Origin of the sequence: Pseudomonas sp. GM55, from assembly GCF_000282395.1 — a bacterium.
GTDB classification, from domain to species: domain Bacteria; phylum Pseudomonadota; class Gammaproteobacteria; order Pseudomonadales; family Pseudomonadaceae; genus Aquipseudomonas; species Aquipseudomonas fluorescens_CC.
In genome coordinates this window covers 1-1,185 of record NZ_AKJJ01000025.1, presented here as the reverse complement: position 1 = coordinate 1,185, position 1,185 = coordinate 1, and the positions used below count along the sequence as shown (strand labels likewise).

1 protein-coding gene is annotated in these 1,185 nt (G+C 62.7%); it reads right to left on the bottom strand.

The window, feature by feature from the left end:
• Positions 1 to 57 precede the first annotated feature (57 nt).
• Entirely contained in the window at positions 58 to 1,170 is a 1,113-nt protein-coding gene (locus PMI31_RS03590) for a succinylglutamate desuccinylase/aspartoacylase family protein (protein ID WP_008016294.1), read from the bottom strand.
• Positions 1,171 to 1,185: the final 15 nt, after the last annotated feature.

Genomic DNA, 1,185 nt, shown 5'->3' with positions numbered 1-1,185 from the left:
GCAACAACGGATATGTACACCAACAACAAAACACAGGCTGTCACGCCAAACTCCGGATCAGTCGTTGATCAACTTCCCCGCCCGAATCGGCTCGCGCCCGGCGACTTTCGCCTGCCAGGTGCCGGGCTGGGTGTAGCGCCCACGGTCGATGGCAAACAGCACGCCGCTGGTACCGGCCTGCACGGTGGTGACCTTGTCGTGCAACGGATCGACCACCTCGAACAGCGCATCGCCCTTCTCCACCCATTCCCCGGCTTCACGCAGGAAACTGACCACCCCGTGGTGCGGTGCGAACAGATATTGGGTGCCTTCGAACGGCATGCCCTCACAGCATTCGGCCGGTGCCGCCGGCCAAGTGCCGGAGATGAACCCCTGCTCGGCGAGGAACCCGAGAATCGCCTCGCAATTGGCCTGGGCCTGGTCGACGCGGGTGTCTCCCATGCTGCCCAGCTCCAGCGTGGTCGCCAGGTTGGCCGGTGGAATCGCCGCCGCCGGGAACGCCCTGGCCAGACGCAACCATGGCGAAGAGCAGGATTCATCGAACGAACTGCCGCCGGAGTCTTCGCACAACAACGCCACGCCGGCCTTCAAGCGCGCCGCCAGGGATTGCCATTGTGGCCAGTGCTGCGGCAAGGCGTAGATGTGAATCGCTGCATCGAAATCGCAATGCAGGTCGAGGGTGATGTCGGCGTCACAGGCATGGCGCAGCAACAGGCGGTGCATTGCTTCGAGCTGCGATGTCGCTGCCGGCAAGTCGTCGAGGACCTGGCCCATGGTCTGGCGAATCAGCACGATGTTGGCCTGGGCATCGCTGCCGAGGCGATCACCGATCAACTCGGCCACCGGTGCACTGAGTTCGACAAACGAGCGGTTGAAGTTCTTGCCGCTGCCCAGCTCGAAACGCCCCATGTGGCTGCCTTGCAGGTGCTGATCGAGGCCAATGGGATTGGCCACCGGCACCAGTTCAATCACACCTTTCAGTTGCCCCTGTTGTTCAAGTTCGGCCAGGCGTTTCTTCAATTCCCAGGCCGTGCGCATGCCCGGCAATTCGTCGGCGTGCAGGCTGGCCTGGATGTACACCTTGCGCGGGCCGGTGCCATAACGAAACACGCTGAGGGTGCGATCTGTGCCCAGGTGGCTCCAGGGAAGTTTGTGGTCGATGCGTTGCATGGGAAACTCCTACAG